Genomic DNA, 17,259 nt, shown 5'->3' on the forward strand with positions numbered 1-17,259 from the left:
TCAGGCGGCCTGGCGGGCGGTGATGAACGCCGCGAGGGTGGCGACGTTGGTGAAATGGCTGCGGGTGTCCTTGGCATCGGCGTCGATCTTGATGCCGTAGCGCTTCTGGATCGCCAGGGCCAGTTCGAGGGCGTCCACCGAGTCCAGGCCCAGGCCTTCGCCGAACAGTGTCTGCGCGTCGTCGATGTCCTGCACGCTGATGTCTTCCAGGCCCAGGGCGTCGATGATCAGTTGCTTGATGTCACGGTTCAGGTCGTGTTGTGCATCGCTCATCGGTGGCGAGCTCCTTGTTGTAGTACTGGTGCAGGTAATCATTGAGTTTGCGCGACGCCAGGGGCGCCGGGCCAAGGCTGGCGAAGGCCTGGGGGTCGATGTCGGCGCCGACGCGCAGGCTGAAGTGCACGCGCCGCCGGGGGATGCGGTACCAGGGCTCGTGCTTGGTCAGGGTGGTGGGGCTGACCTGGATGATCACCGGTGTGATGATTTTCGCACCGCGCAGGGCGATCGCGGCGGCGCCACGATGGAAGGCCGGGGCCTGGCCGGGCGGGGTGCGGGTGCCTTCGGGGAAGATCACCAGCGGCTGGCCTTGCTGCAGCGAGGCGGCGGCGCTGTCGAGCATGTCCAGGCTGCCATCGTTGCCGATGTACTGCGCCTCGCGCACCGGCCCTCGGGTGAAGGGGTTGCCGAACAGGCTGTGCTTGACCACGCAGTTGGCGTCGCGCACCCGCCCGAGCAGGAACACCACGTCGATCAATGAAGGGTGGTTGGCGATGATCATCTGCCCGCGCCGGCCCAGGCGATCGGCGCCTTTGATCTCGAAGGTGAGCACACCGAGGCCGCGCATGATCAGGATGAACCGCCAGAACAGCCAGCCGATGGTGCGCCGTGCGCGTTGGCGATGCTGTTCGCCATTGCCCGGCAGGCAGGCCAGCAGCGGGAACACCAGCAGGCGCAGGCACAGCCCGCCCAGGCCGAACAGCAAAAAGCTCAGGGCGGTGGCCACCAGGCGCCACAGGTAGGCGTCGCGGGGGCGGTTCATGGCTGACGTTGCCAGTTCCATGTGCGACGGCTCCAGGTGTGGGAAAAGGCGTTCTGGCCGTTGAGCGAGGCGTGCAGCCAGGCCAGGGCATGGGGCAGCTCGGCGGCTGGCGCTGTCAGTGTCGGCCCAAGGGACAACTGCCATTGCTGGCCGGGGGTGAGCAGCAGCGCCACGGCGTAGGCGAACGGCACATCGCTGATGCAGGGCGCGTAGGCGGCCGGGGGTTGTTCTTCGGTGACGATCAGCAGCACCGCCGGTGCGCCTTCGGCGAGCAGCGCGGCGGCTTCCACGGCGCCTTGCTCGAAACCGTCGCCGGCGGCGGCCAGGGCGGTCATCTCGCAGGTTTGCCCGCGCATGATCGACCATAGGCCGATCATCGCGTTGTGCACTGACAGGCTGAACTGGGTCGGCGACAAGGGCTGCTGACTGGCCAGTTCGCTGAGAATCGAGAAGGTGCGTGGGGTTTCACCATGCCGCGAGACGAACACCAGTGGCAGGTTGGCGTGACCTTCGGCCAACGGCCAGCCGACGGCAAAGGCCATGCGTGCCATATGGCTCAGGCGGCGGCGCTGCAATGCCGGCAGGAACGCCACGTCCGGCGCCTGTTCGGCGCAGGGCTCGTGTTCGGCGCCGTCCGCCCAGGCCTGCCAGTCGGCAGCGCTCTGCAGGCCTGGGGCCCAGGCACGCCATTGGCTGATGTCGAAGGTGATCATGATGAGTGTGACGATTCCGCCCTGAGGGAGTTCCTGCCCGTGGGAATGACTCGGAGCACGCGCCGTGCGGGCTTGGCGCACGGGAAGGTGGCGCGCATTATCCCGGTGCACGGGGCCTGTATCAATCCACATGATGGCTATCGGACAACATCCACACTCATATGCGTCATGTCCTCTTGCATGGCTGCACAGTTTCCGACGGTCGGTTACTCGCAGGTTGTCAGGCTGCCTACCGTCCACTTGAGCGAACAACGCTGGCCAATGGCGCAGTGTCGCCACATACTCGGGCATTCGTTGATACACGGAGGTCTGACATGCGGCGCGTGGTGTTCAATCAGAAAGGTGGCGTGGGCAAATCGAGCATTGCCTGCAATCTCGCGGCCGTGAGTGCCAGCGAAGGCTACCGGACCCTGCTGATCGACCTGGATGCCCAGGCCAACTCGACCCAGTACCTGACCGGCCTGACCGGCGACGATATCCCCATGGGCATCGCCGACTTCTTCAAGCAGTCGCTGTCCAGCGGCCCGTTCGCCAAGAAGAACAAGGTCGATATCTACGAAACACCGTTCGACAACCTGCATGTGGTCACCGCCACGGCAGAGCTGGCCGACCTGCAGCCCAAGCTCGAGGCCAAGCACAAGATCAACAAGCTGCGCAAACTGCTCGAAGAGCTGGATGAGGACTACGAGCGGATCTACATCGATACCCCGCCGGCTCTCAATTTTTACGCCGTTTCCGCGCTGATCGCCGCTGATCGCGTATTGATCCCCTTTGACTGCGACAGCTTCTCGCGCCAGGCCCTGTATGGCCTGCTGGCCGAGATCGAGGATTTGAAGGAAGACCACAACGACGAGCTGGTGGTGGAAGGCATCGTGGTCAACCAGTTCCAGTCACGCGCCAGCCTGCCGCAGCAGATGCTCGACGAACTGCTGGCCGAGGGGTTGCCGGTGCTGCCGGTGTATCTGAGCAGCTCGGTGAAGATGCGTGAGTCCCACCATGCCAGTTTGCCGCTGATTCATTTGGAGCCACGGCACAAGCTGACTCAGCAGTTTGTTGAGTTGCATGATTTGCTGGAGCGCAGTGCGTGAGGGCTAACAGGGGTTCGCCGAAGGTTTTTTGGCGCCTGTGAGATCGAGCGCCGCCCGCGCGGCGCATCGCTGGCAAGCCAGCTCCCACATTTGTTTCGGGCCAATTATGCCTGTGAAGGTACCGCTGCCCGCCTTGGTGCATGTCTTGAGTCAGGCGAGGCGCCAGTGATGCCCACCTCAATATCGAGTCGAACCAACAAGGCGGACAGTGATGAACCTGCAGGAGTAACTGGCCCGAAACAGATGTGGGAGCTGGCTTGCCAGCGATGCGCCGCGCGGGCGGCGCTCGATCTGATAGGCGCTGCAAATCTTTCGCCGAACACCTGTCAGCCCTGACGCAACCCCCTCAAACCCCTTGCCCGCGCAACCATTCCAGCAACGATTGGAGTGGAAACGCCCCAGCCTGGCGCGCCACTTCACGCCCATTCCTGAACAGAATCAAACTGGGGATCGAGCGAATGCCCAGTTGCCCGGCAAGGTTGCGGTTGGCTTCGCTGTCCAGCTTGGCCAGGCGGCAACGGCCAGCCAGCTGGCGGGCGGCCTGTTCGAAGGTGGGTGCGAAGCTCTTGCACGGCCCACACCAGTCGGCCCAGACATCCAGCAGCAGCGGCAGGTCGCCCTTGATCTGGGCGGCGTAGTTGCTTTCGCTCAGCTCGAACGGGGTGCTCAACAGCACATCCTGTTTGCAGCGGCCGCATTTCGGGCTGTCACCCAGGCGGTCGGCGGGGATGCGGTTGAGGCCGTTGCAGTGGGGGCAGGGGATTACCAGCGGATTGGACATTGGGGTCTCCAGTCGAAAGATTCAGGGGCCGCTATACGGCCCAATCGCCGGCAAGCCGGCTCCCACAGGGTAGGCGCGATCATTGTGGGAGCCGGCTTGCCGGCGATCGAGGGCGAAGCCCTCGCAGGGTTTCACATGCAGCGATGAAATCAGGAAGAGCAACTGATCTCCAGGTGCTTGCCCCACTCCGGTGGGCGCTCGGCATAAGCCTGCATTCCAGCCTGCTCCTCGAACGGCGTGCTCAACACCTGATGCAGCCGCCGCACCTCACTGTAGTCACCCGCCTCAGCCGCTTCGATGGCCTTCTGCGCCAGGTAATTGCGCAGCAGATACAACGGATTGACCGCATGCATCCGCTCGCGCCGCCCTTCGGCATTGCCCGGCTCACGCTGGCAGCGCGCCAGGTACTCGGCGCCCCAGGCGTCGAAACCGGCCAGGTCGATGAAGTCGTCGCGCACCACCTGCAGCGCTTCGGCCACCGGCCGCTCGCCGAGCCTGCGGAAGAACAAGGTGTAGTCCACGCCACCGCTCTGCATGCGCTGCAGCAGGCGTTCGACCAGCGCCATGTCGTCATCTTCGGCCGTGGTCAGGCCCAGGCGGCGGCGCATCAGGTCGAGGTAGTGGGCCTGGTACAGCGGCAGGAACAGCGCCAGCACTTCCTTGAGCGGCTCGACCTCGATCACCGTGGTCAGGGCCTGGGCCAGGGCGCTGAGGTTCCAGTGGGCAATCGGTACCTGGTTGGCGTAGCTGTAGCGGCCACGGTCGTCGGAGTGGTTGCAGATGAAGTTGGCGTCGAAGTCGTCGAGGAAGGCGTAGGGGCCGAAGTCGAAGGTGATGCCGAGGATCGACATGTTGTCGGTGTTCATCACCCCATGGCAGAAGCCATAGGCCTGCCAGCGGGCGATCAGCTCGGCGTTGCGCTCGACGATGGTGCGGAACATGGCCAGGTAGGGCTGCTCGGCGTCGCGGCATTCGGGGTAGTGCTGCTCCAGTACATGGTCGATCAGCACCCGCTGCTGCTCGGGCTGTTTGGTGTAGTAGAAGTATTCGAAGTGGCCGAAGCGCACGTGGCTCTGGGCCAGGCGCAGCAGCATGGCGGCACTTTCGCGGGTTTCGCGCCACACCGGGGTGCTCGAGCCGATCACGCACAGTGCGCGGCTGCTGGGGATGCCCAGGGCGTGAAGGGCTTCGGAGGCGAGGAACTCACGGATCGACGAGCGCAGTACCGCGCGGCCGTCGCCCATGCGCGAGTAGGGGGTCTGGCCGGCGCCCTTGAGGTGCAGGTCCCAGTGCTCACCGGCGTCGTTGACTACTTCGCCCAGCAGCAGGCCGCGGCCATCGCCCAGGCGCGGGTTGTACGAGCCGAACTGGTGGCCGGAATAGACCATCGCCCGCGGGTCGGCCTGCTCCCACAGCTTGTGGCCGCCGAACAGCTCGGCGAACACCGGCAGTTCGGCCTGGGCCGGGTCGAGGTCGAGCAGGGCCATGGCCGATGTGCTGGCGACGACCAGGCGCGGCTCGGCGATCGGCTCGGGCAGGACCTGGGTGGAGAAGGCGTCGCCGAGCTGGGCGAAGCGGTTGTCGAAGCTGAGGTGGTCGAGGGACTTCACGGGGCCTGCTCCTGGATTCGGTGCGATTGGGGCCGCCTTGCGGCCCTTCGCGGGTAAACCCGCTCCCACAGGGATCGCGTTGGCTCTGTGGGAGCGGGTTTACCCGCGAACGAGGGCGTAGCCCTCGCAACGATTCTCGACAGGATAAAGGATCTGAGTCCGGTCAGGCGCCCGGCGTGCCATCCGGCTTCGGCTGCTCCATCGGGATCAGTTGCTGCTTGCCGCCTTTGGTATCCATCACGAACACCTCCACCTGGCGTACCGAGATCTTGATGCCGTGCGCCTTGAACTCGCGGTTGATGTAGCGGTTGAGCTCATCCAGCGTCGGGTTGCGGTCGCCCAGGTCGCGCACATGCATGCGCAGCTCATGGTCCAGCGAGCTCTCGCCGAAGTTGAGGAAGTACACGATCGGCTCCGGGTCCTTGAGCACCCGCGGGTTCTCGTGGGCGCCCTTGAGCAGGATGTCGCGCACCAGGTCCAGGTCCGAGCCGTAGTCGATGCCCAGTTTCAGCGTCACCCGGGTGACCGTGTCGGTCAGCGACCAGTTGATCAGCTGGCCGGTGATGAAGGTCTTGTTGGGGACGATGATGTCCTTGCGGTCGAAGTCGGTGATGGTGGTGGCGCGGATGCGGATCTTGCTCACCGTGCCGGACAGGTTGCCGATTGTGATGGTGTCGCCGATCCGTACCGGGCGCTCGAAGAGGATCATGATGCCGGAGATGAAGTTGGCGAAGATCTCCTGCATGCCGAAGCCAAGGCCCACCGACAACGCCGCCACCAGCCATTGCAGCTTGTCCCAGCTGACCCCGAGGGTCGACAGGGTACTGACGATGCCGACCCCGACGATGATGTACGACAGCAGCGTGGTGGTGGCGTAGGCGCTGCCCTGGGCCAGGTTCAGCCGCGACAGCACCAGCACTTCGAGCAGGCCCGGCAAGTTGCCGGCCAGGGCGAAGGTGATGCCGACGATCACCAGCGCCCCCAGCAGGTCGCCGAGGCTGATCGGCACCATGCTGGCGGCGGCGCCAGTGCCGCTGGTGTATTCGTAGAGGGTGAAGTTGTTGAGGTAGGAGAACACCGAAATCAGGTCTGCCCACACCCAGTACAGGCCGGCGATGAAACCACCCAGCAGGGCCAGGCGGATCAGGCGCAGGGACTGCTGGTTGACCTGTTCGATGTCCAGGGTCGGCTCTTCGACCGGTACTTCGCCGTCCAGGCCTTCCTTGACCGCCTGGCGTTTGCTCAGGGCGCGCTGGTAGGCCAGGCGCCGTGCCGCCACCGACAGGCCACGCACGAAGGCGGCCTCGATCACCAGCCAGAACAGCAGCAGGTAGAGGGTGTAGATCAGGCGGTCGGTGAGTTTGAGCGCGGTGTAGTAGTAGCCGAAGCACACCGCCACGAACAGGGCGATGGGCAGGGCGGTGAAGGCCACCCCGACCGCGCGGCGGAACAGCGAGGTGTCGCGGTGCGCCGGGCTGCTCAGCAGCAGGCGGCTGAGCAGCCAGGCCATCAGTGCATAGCAGGCCAGCACCACGCCGATGCCCAGCACGTCGTCGGCCAGTGCCGAGGGCTGGTGCTCGGCCACTGCCACCACGCCCACCAGGGCCAGTACCACGGTGCCCAGCCGGCGCACCCAGCCACGCAGGAACTCGACCTGCGGCTTGTGCCAGCGGAAGTGGATCTCGGCCACGCCGCCTGGGGCGAGGATGCGGTAGGCGGTGTAGAACACCAGCCAGGCCTGGGCCAGTTGCCAGAGCGCGGCGCCGAGGTTGGCGTTCTGCCCGCGGGCGTCGATCTGCAGGGCGTAGCTGCCCAGCGCCAGGGCCAGGGCCACCGGCATGGCCAGGAGGATGTTGATCAGGATCGCCTGGGGCGTGTGCCACTGGCTGTCACGCTTGAAGTGGCCTATGTCCTGATGAACCTTGCCCAGGCGCTGGTACAGGTACTTGCGTCGCCACAGCAGGGCGCCGATCACCAGCAGCAGCGGCAGGAACAGCAGCGGGCGCTGGCTGAGGCCGTCGGCCAGCTCCTTGATCCCCGAGCCCCAGGGCAGGCTGGCGACCTGTTCGGCCAGGCGCTCCGGCACGAAGCGCAGCCATTCCCAGTCCAGCGGCTTGTTGCTGGGGATCCAGAACATCTGCTCATCCAGGGTGGTGCGCAGGTTCTGGGCGGTGCTGAGCAGTTGCTTCTGGTTCAGTTGCAGGGTGATCGATTCGTTGAGCAGCGCGGAGAGTTCGCGGTTCAGGCGTTCGAGCAGGTCGCCACGGGTGATCGCCACTTCCAGCAGGGCCTTGCGCAATTGCGGTGTGGCGTCTTCCTGCGGCTGGTTGGCCAGCAGCTTGTCCACGTAGCTGGACGGGCTGCTCATCTGCTCGCGTTGCTGGTTGATCTCGAATTGGTACAGGCGGATATCGGCGATCTGGTCGGCCAGGTCACGGTCGACTTTCAGGTGCGGCAGGGCCTGTTTCTGTTTGTAGAGGATCTTCGACAGCAGCAGGCTGCCCTTGAGCACGTTGATCTGCTCGTCCAGCGCCTGGTCGGCCTGGGTCAGGCTGTCCAGCTGCTGCTTGGTCCTGAGGTTCTGCTGGGTCAGCTCGTTCAGGCGGTCGGTGCTTTTAAGCAGGTAATCCGACAGCTTGAGGTTGGCGGTGCTCTCGTTGGCCAGCACGGTACTGCCGCCGGCCTTCTGCGCTTCGATCGACTGCTGGGTGACGGCCTGCTGGGATTGGGCCAGGCGCTTGTCGTTGATCAGCGTCTGCAGGTCCTGGATCTCTTGCTCCAGCCGCGCGGCGCGGGCGATCAGCAGGTCGTGACGGGCGTTGCCCAGGTCTTGCAGCTGGCTGTTGGCAGCCAGTTCCTGGCGGCGCAGCAGGGTCAGGGCGTTGAGCGAGGCCAGCTCGGCGTTGAGCTGGTTGCGCAGGTCGCTGGTCAGCGCCTTGCCGCCGTCCTTGCCGCTCTTCAGGCTGTTGTTGATCTGCTGGGCGCGGGTCTGGTTGCTGCTGATCTCGGCCTGGGCCCGTTCAGGCCGGGTCTGCGAGTTGATGATCAGGCTGTTGGCTTCGGACAGGGCTTTTTGCAGCTCGCCCTGCTGGGTGCTGCGCTCGCTGAGCATCTGTTCGAGCTGCGGCACCGTGAGGTTGGCGTAGCGTTGGGCCACGGGTATGGCGCTGGCGCCCTTGAGCTTGATCAGCTCGCGCTGGCTGTCGCGGGTTTCCTGGGGGGCAGTGGCCAGTTGCTGCTTGAGGGCTTCAAGCTTCTGCTCGCTGTCCTCCTTGCTGGCCAGCAGCGCCAGGGTCTGCTCCAGCACTTGCTGCACGGCCTTCTGTTCGGCTTCGGGCAGCTTGCGCTCGGCGATCTTGTCGAGGCTGTTCTGGATGCCCGAGGTGGTCGGGACTTCCGCCGCGGTGGCCGCGAACGAGAGGGTCAGGCACAGCCCCAGCAGGGCTGCGCGGCAGTAATGGCGCAGGGACATAGGCAGGATTCTTGTGCTACGGGGCAAATCGGAGTTTAGAGGAACAAGCCGGGGCCAGGCCGGGTACCTTCGGGGAATCTGACGCCGACTTTCTGGATCTTGTTCCCGTCCATGACCGCGACGGTCCAGATCGTGCCGTGCCATTCGATCTGGTCGCCTACTACTGGAGCGCCTCCGACCTTCTGTCGGATGAACTGCGCCAGCGGCATTTTCGCGTCCAGGCCGTCGAGTTTCAGGCCATAAAGTGCGGCCACCGCGCCCAGTTCGGCATCGCCTTCGAGCACGAAGTCGCCGAAGAAGCGCAGGTCCAGGCCACGTTGTGGCGCCTGGCTGAACAGCTTACCCAGGGCCGGCAGGTTGTGTTCGTGGCCGATCACGCAGAGCATGTCGCCGACTTCCAGCACGGTACTGCCCGAGGGGTGCAGCAGTTGTTCGCTGCGAAACAGCGCGGCGATGCGCGTGCCCTCGGGCATCTTCAGTTCGCGCAGGGCGGCGCCGATGCACCACTTCTCGGCGCCCAGGCGGTAGACGAACAGCTCCCACTCGCTGGTGATGTGCACTTCCAGCGCCGAGCGCGAAATCGGTGCCGGGTCTGGCGGTACCGTGACCTTGAGCAGCTTTGCCATCCACGGCAGGCTGGTGCCCTGCACCAGCAGCGACACCAGCACGATGAAGAACGCCAGGTTGAAGAACAGCTGCGCGTCCGGCAGGCCGGCCATCAGCGGGAACACCGCGAGGATGATCGGTACCGCGCCGCGCAGGCCGACCCAGCTGATGAAGCCCTTTTCACGGCCGTGGAAGGCCTTAAACGGCAGCAGCGCGGCGACCACCGACAGCGGCCTGGCAACCACGATCATCCACAGCGCCAGGCCCAGTGCCGGCAGGGCGATGGGCAGCAGGTCGTGGGGCGTGACCAACAGGCCCAGCACCAGGAACATGCCGATCTGCGCAAGCCAGGCCATGCCGTCGAGCATGTGCAGGATGCCGTGGCGGCTGCGCACCGGCCTGTTGCCCAGCACCAGCCCGCACAGGTAGACGGCGAGGAAGCCGCTGCCGTGCAGGGCGTTGGTCAGCGAGAACACCGCAAGGCCGCCGGCTATCACCAGGATCGGGTACAGGCCGCCGGCCAGGTTGATGCGGTTGACCAGCTGCAGCATCAGCCAGCCGCCGCCCAGGCCCAGCAGCGTACCGATGCCGAATTCGCGCAGCAGGTGGGTGAGCAGGCTCCAGTGCAGGCCGGTCTGGCCGCTGGCGATCATGTCGATCAGGGTGACGGTGAGGAACACCGCCATCGGGTCGTTGCTGCCCGATTCGATTTCCAGGGTGGCCGTGACCCGTTCGTTGAGGCCCTTGCCGCCGAGCAGCGAGAACACTGCCGCGGCGTCGGTGGAGCCGACGATGGCGCCGATCAGCAGGCCCTGGATCATGCTCAGGTTGAACAGCCAGGCGGCGACCATACCGGTCAGCGCGGTGGTGATCATCACGCCCACCGTGGCCAGCGACAACGCCGGCCACAAGGCTACGCGAAAGCTGGCTACCCGAGTGCGCAGGCCGCCGTCGAGCAGGATCACCGCCAGCGCCAGGTTGCCCACCAGGTAGGCGGTCGGGTAGTTGTTGAAGATGATGCCGCCGCCATCCACGCCAGCGACCATGCCGACGGCGAGGATGATGACCAGGATCGGGATGCCCAGGCGCGATGACAGCGAGCTGACCAGGATACTTGCACCCACCAGCAATGCGCCGATCAAGAACAGGCTGTTGATGGTGCTTGCATCCAAAGGCAGGTACTCCGGGACAGCGGGGGAATGAGGGACGTGCAGCCGTGAACTAGCAGGTCGCGTGCCAATCGATTCTAACCTGATGAATTGGCAGGCTGTAAAGCGTTTCCGCATATGAAAAAAGGCACCTCGAGAGGTGCCTTTTCTTGTGTTGCCTATGCGGGCCCTTTCGCGGGTGAACCCGCTCCCACAGGGATATCACTGGCCTCAAGGGCAGTGTGGTACCTGTGGGAGCGGGTTTACCCGCGAAGAGGCCGGTGCAGGCTTACGCCTGCTTCACTTCACGCATCGGCTTGCCCTTCACCGGTGCATCGCCCGCCACGTAGTACTTGGCGGTGCTGCGCGGCAGTGGCTTGCGGCCACGGATCTTGTCGGAGATTTTCTCGGCGATCATGATCGTGGTGGCGTTGAGGTTGCCGGTGATGATCAGCGGCATGATCGACGCGTCGACCACACGCAGGCCCTGCATGCCATGCACGCGGCCTTCGCCATCCACTACCGCCATGTCGTCGGTGCCCATCTTGCACGAGCAGGACGGGTGGAAGGCGGTTTCGGCGTGCTCGCGGATGAACTTGTCCAGCTCTTCGTCGGTTTGCACGTGGGCGCCCGGGCTGATCTCACGACCGCGGTACGGGTCCAGCGCCGGCTGGGCCATGATTTCGCGGGTCAGGCGGATGCCGTCGCGGAACTCCTGCCAGTCCTGCTCGGTGGCCATGTAGTTGAACAGGATGCTCGGGTGCTGGCGCGGGTTCTTCGACTTGGCCTGGATGCGACCACGGGCGGGCGAGCGCATGGAGCCCATGTGCGCCTGGAAACCGTGCTCTTTCACGCCGTTCGAGCCGTTGTAGTTAATCGCTACCGGCAGGAAGTGGTACTGGATGTTCGGCCACTTGAACTCAGGGCGAGTACGGATGAAACCACCGGCCTCGAACTGGTTGCTGGCGCCGATGCCGGTGCCGTTGAACATCCACTCGGCGCCAATGGCCGGCTGGTTCCACCACAGCAGCGATGGGTACAGCGACACCGGCTGGGTGCAGGCGTACTGCAGGTACAGCTCCAGGTGGTCCTGCAGGTTCTCGCCGACGCCCGGCAGGTCGTGGACCACCGGGATGTCGAGGCTTTCCAGCAGAGCGCGCGGGCCGACGCCGGAACGCTGCAGCAGCTGCGGCGAGGCGATGGCGCCGGAGCTGACGATGACTTCCTTGCGCGCACGGGCTTCGACGCGCTCTTCGCTGTCGCCAACCAGGTAGGTCACGCCAACGGCACGCTTGCCGTCGAACAGCACGCGGTCGCTCAGGGCGTGGGTGACGATGGTCAGGTTCGGGCGCTTCTTGGCCTGGTCCAGGTAACCACGGGCGGTGCTGGAGCGACGGCCGTTCTTGGTTACCGAACGGTCCATCGGGCCGAAGCCTTCCTGCTGGTAGCCGTTCAGGTCTTCGGTGCGCGGGTAGCCGGCTTGCACGCCGGCTTCGACCATGGCGTGGAACAGCGGGTTGTTGCCGGCCTTGGGCGTGGCAACGCTGACCGGGCCTTCGCCGCCGTGGTAGTCGTTGGGGCCGATGTCGCGGGTTTCCGCTTTGCGGAAGTACGGCAGGCAGTCCAGGTAGGTCCAGTCTTCCAGGCCTGGCAGTTCAGCCCAGCCGTCGAAGTCCATGGCGTTGCCGCGGATGTAGCACATGCCGTTGATCAGCGAAGAGCCACCCAGGCCCTTGCCACGGCCACATTCCATGCGGCGGCCGTCCATGTGCGGCTCTGGGTCGGTCTCGTAGGCCCAGTTGTAGCGGCGGCCCTGCAGCGGGAAGGCCAGGGCGGCCGGCATCTGGGTGCGGAAGTCGAAGCGGTAGTCGGGGCCGCCGGCTTCCAGCAGCAGGACGGTGACGCTGGCGTCTTCGGTCAGGCGGGTGGCCAGGGTGTTACCGGCCGAGCCGGCACCGACGATGATGTAGTCATATTCCATGGCATTTCTCCGAAATGCAGCGGCAAGCTTCTAGCTACAAGCTGCAAGGAAAGCAGTCGTGCGAAGCTTGCGAATGGATTAGGCCTGCAAGGGCCGGTGGCATGACGCCGACCGGCTCTTTCTTGCAGCTTGAGGCTTGAAGCTTGCAGCTCTCGGTCTTAGAAGACCGAGTTGTAGCCGCCCAGCTCGACCTGGACCGACTTGATGCGGGTGTATTGAGCCAGCGAGCTGACGCCGTTCTCACGGCCGACGCCCGACTGCTTGTAGCCGCCAACCGGCATCTCTGCCGGCGATTCGCCCCAGGCGTTGATCCAGCAGATACCGGCTTCCAGCTGGTGGATGATGCGGTGGGCGCGGCTGATGTCGTTGGTGCACACGCCGGCGGCCAGGCCGTACTCGGTATCGTTGGCACGGCGGATGACTTCTTCCTCGGTCTCGTAGCTGAGGATGCTCATCACTGGGCCGAAGATCTCTTCCTTGACGATGGTCATGTCGTCGGTGCAGTCGGTGAACACGGTCGGGGCAACGAAGGCGCCCTTGGCGAAATCACCCTCGGTCAGACGCTCGCCGCCGCACAGCACGCGGGCACCTTCTTCTTTGCCCTTGGCGATGTAGCCCAGCACGCTTTCCATGTGGGCGAAGCTGACCAGTGGGCCGAAGTTGGTGTTCTCGTCTTCCGGGTTGCCGACACGGATGCGGGCAACGCGCTCGGCGATCTTGGCTTCGAAGGCCGCTTTCATCGAGGCAGGGATGAACACGCGGGTGCCGTTGGTGCAGACCTGACCGGAGCTGTAGAAGTTGGCCATCATGGCGATGTCGGCGGCCTTGTCCAGGTCGGCGTCGGCGCAGATGATCAGCGGCGACTTGCCGCCCAGTTCCATGGTGACTTCCTTGAGCGACGAGCTCGAGGCGCTGGCCATGACTTTCTTGCCGGTGGTGGTGCCGCCGGTGAACGAGACTTTCTCGATGCGCGGGTGTTCGGTCAGCCAGGTGCCGACTTCACGGCCGCTGCCGGTCAGGACGTTGAACACGCCGTTCGGCAGGCCGGCTTCGGTGTAGATCTCGGCCAGTTTCAGGGTGGTCAGCGAGGTGACTTCCGATGGCTTGAAGATCATCGCGTTGCCGGCGGCCAGGGCCGGGGCGGATTTCCACAGGGCGATCTGGATCGGATAGTTCCACGCGCCGATACCGGCGGTCACGCCCAGCGGCTCGCGGCGGGTGTAGACGAAGGACGATTCGCGCAGCGGGATCTGCTCGCCTTCGATGGCCGGTACCAGGCCTGCGTAGTACTCCAGCACGTCGGCGCCGGTGACGATGTCGACGTAGCGGGTTTCGGAGTACGACTTGCCGGTGTCCAGGGTTTCCAGCTGGGCCAGCTCGTCGTTGCGCTCGCGCAGGATGTCGACGGCGCGGCGCAGGATGCGCGAACGCTGCATGGCAGTCATGGCAGCCCAGACTTTCTGGCCGCGTTCGGCGCTTTCGACGGCCTTCTCGACGTCCGCCTGGGTGGCGCGCTGCACATAGGCGAGGACTTCGCCGGTGGCCGGGTTGATGGCCTCGAAGGTGGCATCGCTGCCAGCGTCGACGTAAGCGCCATCAATGTAGAGTTTTTGCGTTCCGAAACGGGCCATAGTGTCCTCGCAAGTGCAGTGTGTGGTTGGCTGCCGCGTCACGCTCCTGCCGGTTGGCCAGTGGCTGTGCGCGGTGGTTCAGCGGCCTGGTCGTTAGTGCCCAGGGTGTGCTGTTTAGCCAGTTGTAGATCCATGTATTCGTAAGCAATCCGTATCGCCTGGTCGGTGTCGAATGCGTCACCCGACAAGGCGCCACGCAACCAGAGGCCGTCGATCAGGGCTGCCAGCCCGCGGGCAGCCTTGCGCGCATGGTAGAGCGGCAGGGCGCGGCGGAACTGGCAGCACAGGTTGGAATACAGGCGGTGATCGTTGATCCGCTGCAACCTGTGCAAAGACGGCTGGTGCATGCTGGAGGCCCAGAAGGCCAGCCAGGTTTTCATTGCCGGGCCGTTCACCTGGCTCGCATCGAAGTTGCCTTCGATGATCACTTTCAGGTGAGCGCGCGGGCTGTCGTCCGTCAGGGCCTGGCGACGTGCGGCCACGCCCTCGTTGAGCATGCTCATGATGTAGCCCATCGTCGCTGCGATCAGGCCGTTCTTGTCCTGAAAGTAGTGACTGATGATGCCGTTCGACACGCCGGCCAAACGGGCAATCAGCGCAATGCTGGCGTCCCCCAGTCCGACCTGATCGACCGCCTGCAGGGTGGCTTCGATCAACTGCTGGCGGCGGATGGGTTGCATACCGACCTTGGGCATCTTGCTATCTCCTCAGGCCTGCGAGCAGACGACGGGCGGCTGACTCGGCGAAGGCCAGTCTATTTTGTTTTGATTGAACGTTCAATCAATAAAGAATAAGCTCTGCGACAATTTGTGCCATTGACAGTTTTCAAGCGGTCAACGGGACACGGATTGACACCCCAGGAAATCGCGTAACCCCCGGAATACAAGGCGTTGACGGGCATGAGCGATGCAAAGACAGATTCTGCCGAGCGGTCACAGGCTGCGCGGTCGGTCCTTGGAGCGGGCCTGGTGGCTGTGGCGAATGCGCACACTCCTCAGCGGAGATGCGGATCGGCGACAGGTCACCCGTCTGTTTTCTTGCAGCGTTTCTAATCGGGATCACGGTTTCCAGGGTGCCTTTTATAACACCTGACGCTGTAGGGCTATTGCACCAATTGCGTCGGACATAACTGTTTAGCCTCCACTGCCGCACTGCCCGGAGCATTCGAGCAATGAGTTCTGCTTCCCTAACCAACCCCCCTGCCGAGCGGGTACGGGTCAACCGCGTGGTGTTCTACACCTCGGCGCTGCTGATCCTCGTTCTGACGGCCTTGCTGATCGCTGTACCCGAAACCGCCGGCCAGGTGCTCGGTGTCGCCCAGAAATGGCTGACCCGCACCTTCGGCTGGTACTACATGCTGGTAATCTGCGGTTACCTGCTGTTCGTCGTTTACCTGGCCTTCTCCGACTACGGCAAGCTCAAGCTGGGCGGCAAGGACGACACCCCCGATTTCAGCTACGGCGCCTGGGCCGGCATGCTGTTCTCCTCCGGTATCGGTATCTCGCTGCTGTACTTCGGCGCGTCCGAGCCGCTGGACCACTACTTCAACCCACCGGAAGGCACGCCTGCCAGCCTCGAGGCCGCGCGCCAGGGCCTGCAACTGACCTTCCTGCACTGGGGCCTGCACGGCTGGGCGATCTACGCCCTGGTGGGCCTGGCCGTGGGTTACTTCGCTTACCGTCACAACCAGCCGCTGGCGCTGCGCTCGGCGCTGTACCCGCTGGTCGGTGAGCGTTGGGTCAAGGGCGGTGCCGGCCATGCCGTGGACATCTTCGGCATGTTCGTCACCCTGCTGGGCCTGGTGACCAACCTGGGGATCGGTTCGATGCAGGTGGCCTCGGGCCTCGAGTACCTGTTCGGCATGGACCACAGCAAGACCAACCTGCTGGCGGTGATCCTGACCATGGCCGGCGTGGCCACCATCGCTGCGGTATCGGGCGTGGAAAACGGCATTCGTCGTTTGTCCAACCTGAACATCCTGCTGTTCAGCGGCCTACTGATTTTCGTGTTGCTGGCCGGTAACACCCTGCACCTGTTCAACGGCTTCGTGCAGAACATCGGCGACTACCTCAACGGTATCGTGCTGAAGACCTTCGACCTGTATGTGTACGAAGGCGCGGGTGACAAGTCCGAGCGCTGGCTGGGCCTGTGGACCGTGTTCTACTGGGCCTGGTGGATCTCCTGGGGCCCGTTCGTCGGCATGTTCATCGCCCGTATTTCCAAGGGCCGTACCGTGCGTCAGCTGGTCAGCGGCGTGCTGCTGATCCCGCTGGGCTTCACCCTGGCCTGGCTGTCGATCTTCGGCAACACCGCGCTGGACCTGGTGATCAACCAGGGCGCCGTGGAGCTCGGCAAGACAGCGCTCGAACAGCCGTCAATGTCGATCTACCAGTTACTCGAATACTTCCCGGCGTCGAAAATCGTCATCGGTGTAGCGGTATTCGTTGGCTTCGTGCTGTTCCTCACCCCAGCTGACTCGGGCGCGGTGATGATGGCCAACCTGTCGTGCAAAGGCGGCAAGGTGGACGAAGACGCCCCGCACTGGATGGTGGTGTTCTGGTCGGTGGTGATCACCCTGGTGACCATCGGCCTGCTGTTCGCCGGCAACTTCGAAGCCATGCAGACCATGGTGGTGCTGGCTGGCCTGCCGTTCTCGGTGGTGCTGGTGCTGTTCATGTTCGGCCTGATGAAGGCGATGAAGCAGGACGTCGCCGTCGAGAACGAGCGCGCAGAACTGGCCGCCCGTGGCCGTCGCGGCTTCAGTGAGCGCCTGAGCCAGCTGGACCTGCAGCCGACCCAGGCCGTGGTGCAGCGCTTCATGGACAAACAGGTCAGCCCGGCGCTCAAGGAAGCCGCCGAACAGCTGCGCACCCTGGGCTTCGAGGTCGAGACCCGTGTTGGCCAGTCGCGCAACATGATGGGCCTGCGGGTGATGATGGAAGAGGGCAACCCCTTCGTCTACGAAGCCAGCCTGGACGGTTACCTGGCCGCGCCGAGCGAGGCGCCGGTCGAAGGCGAGCCAGAGGTGCAGCAGCGCTTCTACCGCGCCGAGGTGTACCTGCACGACGGCAGCCAGGAATACGACCTGATGGGCTTCACCCGCGAGCAGATCGTGCGTGACGTGCTGGATCAGTTCGAAAGCCACCGCCAGCTGCTGGGGCGTGTGTATAGCTGATCCTGAGCTGTTCTG

General features: G+C 64.4%; 12 protein-coding genes. 2 read left to right on the forward strand and 10 right to left on the reverse strand.

Annotated features, from left to right (window positions below; all coding sequences use genetic code 11):
* The 3 genes from ACQ4N9_RS04465 to ACQ4N9_RS04475 are packed head-to-tail and all read right to left on the reverse strand — an operon-like array spanning position 1 to position 1,752.
* The gene (locus ACQ4N9_RS04465) at positions 1-273 is read right to left on the reverse strand and encodes a phosphopantetheine-binding protein (protein ID WP_390968223.1); all 273 of its coding nucleotides are present in this window, start codon (positions 271-273) and stop codon (positions 1-3) included.
* On the reverse strand, positions 242-1,060 hold the full coding sequence (locus tag ACQ4N9_RS04470) for a lysophospholipid acyltransferase family protein (RefSeq protein WP_390968225.1): 819 nt from the start codon (positions 1,058-1,060) through the stop codon (positions 242-244). The genes ACQ4N9_RS04465 and ACQ4N9_RS04470 overlap by 32 nt, the downstream gene beginning before the upstream one ends.
* Positions 1,036-1,752, reverse strand: a complete 717-nt coding sequence (locus tag ACQ4N9_RS04475; protein WP_390968227.1) for a beta-ketoacyl synthase chain length factor — start codon at positions 1,750-1,752, stop codon at positions 1,036-1,038. The genes ACQ4N9_RS04470 and ACQ4N9_RS04475 overlap by 25 nt, the downstream gene beginning before the upstream one ends.
* Positions 1,753-2,066: 314 nt before the next feature.
* Between ACQ4N9_RS04475 and ACQ4N9_RS04480 the strand changes: the two genes are divergently transcribed.
* On the forward strand, positions 2,067-2,840 hold the full coding sequence (locus ACQ4N9_RS04480; RefSeq protein ID WP_390968229.1) for a ParA family protein: 774 nt from the start codon (positions 2,067-2,069) through the stop codon (positions 2,838-2,840).
* A 346-nt stretch (positions 2,841-3,186) separates the two neighbouring features.
* On the opposite strand, the gene trxC is transcribed toward ACQ4N9_RS04480, so the two are convergent.
* From trxC to betI, 7 genes are all read right to left on the reverse strand, one after another.
* Positions 3,187-3,621, reverse strand: coding sequence for a thioredoxin TrxC (gene trxC / locus ACQ4N9_RS04485; RefSeq protein WP_390965706.1), 435 nt, complete (start codon positions 3,619-3,621; stop codon positions 3,187-3,189).
* 149 nt (positions 3,622-3,770) lie between these two features.
* On the reverse strand, positions 3,771-5,231 hold the full coding sequence (gene selO / locus ACQ4N9_RS04490; RefSeq protein ID WP_390965708.1) for a protein adenylyltransferase SelO: 1,461 nt from the start codon (positions 5,229-5,231) through the stop codon (positions 3,771-3,773).
* A 163-nt stretch (positions 5,232-5,394) separates the two neighbouring features.
* Entirely contained in the window at positions 5,395-8,703 is a 3,309-nt protein-coding gene (mscK, locus tag ACQ4N9_RS04495) for a mechanosensitive channel MscK (RefSeq protein ID WP_390965710.1), read from the reverse strand.
* Between the two features lie 35 nt (positions 8,704-8,738).
* Positions 8,739-10,481: a potassium/proton antiporter gene (locus ACQ4N9_RS04500; RefSeq protein ID WP_316905688.1), complete on the reverse strand. Its 1,743-nt coding sequence runs from the start codon at positions 10,479-10,481 to the stop codon at positions 8,739-8,741.
* Between the two features lie 265 nt (positions 10,482-10,746).
* Positions 10,747-12,438: a choline dehydrogenase gene (gene betA / locus ACQ4N9_RS04505; RefSeq protein ID WP_390965712.1), complete on the reverse strand. Its 1,692-nt coding sequence runs from the start codon at positions 12,436-12,438 to the stop codon at positions 10,747-10,749.
* A gap of 158 nt (positions 12,439-12,596) precedes the next feature.
* A complete protein-coding gene (betB, locus tag ACQ4N9_RS04510) occupies positions 12,597-14,069 on the reverse strand; it encodes a betaine-aldehyde dehydrogenase (RefSeq protein WP_390965714.1) in 1,473 nt (490 codons plus the stop codon).
* A 38-nt stretch (positions 14,070-14,107) separates the two neighbouring features.
* Positions 14,108-14,764 (reverse strand): transcriptional regulator BetI, encoded by a 657-nt coding sequence (gene betI / locus ACQ4N9_RS04515; protein WP_232882916.1) that lies wholly within the window; start codon positions 14,762-14,764, stop codon positions 14,108-14,110.
* Positions 14,765-15,240: 476 nt separating this feature from the next.
* Between betI and ACQ4N9_RS04520 the strand changes: the two genes are divergently transcribed.
* Positions 15,241-17,244 carry a BCCT family transporter gene (locus ACQ4N9_RS04520; RefSeq protein ID WP_390965716.1) on the forward strand — a complete coding sequence of 668 codons (2,004 nt, stop codon included), beginning with the start codon at positions 15,241-15,243 and terminating at the stop codon, positions 17,242-17,244.
* Positions 17,245-17,259 lie beyond the last annotated feature (15 nt).

This window comes from Pseudomonas sp. ES1, assembly GCF_050586605.1.
Classification (GTDB): domain Bacteria; phylum Pseudomonadota; class Gammaproteobacteria; order Pseudomonadales; family Pseudomonadaceae; genus Aquipseudomonas; species Aquipseudomonas sichuanensis.